Origin of the sequence: Mycobacterium sp. 1245801.1 (genome assembly GCF_001673055.1) — a bacterium.
GTDB classification, from domain to species: Bacteria; Actinomycetota; Actinomycetes; order Mycobacteriales; family Mycobacteriaceae; genus Mycobacterium; species Mycobacterium europaeum_A.
Map to the genome: position 1 here is coordinate 1 of NZ_LZKY01000076.1, position 1,053 is coordinate 1,053.

Annotated in this window: 2 protein-coding genes; both read right to left on the reverse strand. The window is 65.7% G+C overall.

Features of this window, described 5'->3' with window-relative positions:
* A partial coding sequence (locus A5622_RS30670; protein ID WP_156752838.1) for a transposase occupies window positions 1-172 on the reverse strand: 172 nt, incomplete at its 3' end.
* Between the two features lie 203 nt (window positions 173-375).
* The coding region (locus tag A5622_RS04635; RefSeq protein ID WP_232002861.1) for a 13E12 repeat family protein at window positions 376-1,053 on the reverse strand (678 nt) is incomplete at its 5' end.

The following is a 1,053-nucleotide window of genomic DNA, read 5'->3' on the forward strand; positions in this document are numbered from 1 at the left end:
TTCCGTGAGAACCCATCCAGGACAGCAGTTTCTGGTAGCCGGCTTGCGTGGCAGCGAACTCGTGGTCGGCGAGCAGTTTTCCGGTGTTGGCGTCCAGCACTGCGGCGTGATGGGTCCGTTTGTGGGTGTCGACTCCTGCGACGATGTGACGAGATGGGGGTTTGGTTGTCATGCTGGTGATTGCCGTCCTCTATTTCTGGGTGGATGGGTGGCGTCACCGGCGTTGGCGGTTGGACACAACAGAGATGGGCAGCTTGTGGGTGCAAGCTCCTATGAAGTCACAGCCGTCGCGTCGGTGACGTCGAGCACGTCACTCGCGGCGCCAGTCGACAAATCCACGCAAGGACAACCAAGCGGCGTCAATGGACCTCAGAGTCAGACCACCGCCGCGAGCGACATCCCATTCTCTCTGTGGACTTCGCAGTAGTAGCCGCCCACGGTGCAGCCGGGGTTTGAGCAGCCGCGGTCTTTGGCGTACAACATGATTCGTTGGCCGGGTGAGGCGAGGCGTTTGGTGTGATAGAGCGCCAGGGCCTTGCCGTTGTCGAAGATGGCCAGATAGTGGTGGGCGTGGCGGGCCAGGCGGATGACATCGCTCATCGGCAGCAGGGTGCCGCCCCCGGTCAGCCCGCGCCCGGCGGCGGCTTCGAGCTCGGCCAGCGTGGTGGTGACGATGATGGAGGCCGGTAACCCGTTGTGCTGCCCCAGGTTCCCGGAGGCCAGCACGCCGCGCAGTGCGGCGTTGAGTCCGTCGTGGTTGCGTTGGGCGGTGCTGCGCGAATCCCGTTCGATCACCTGTTCACTGGGACTGCCGTCCACACACGGGGTGTCGTCGTCGGGGTTGCACATGCCGGGGGCGGCGAGTTTGGCTAGGACGGCTTCCAGGGTGGCGCGGGTTTCGGGGGTGAGCCAGCCGCGCAGCGGCGACATGCCGTCGGGTTGTTGGTTGCCCAGGGTCAGGCCGCGTTGGCGGGCCCGGTCGTCGTCGGTGTAGGTGCCGTCGGGGTTGAGGCAGTCGGCCAGGGTGCGGGCCAGCCCGGCGAGTTGTTCGGG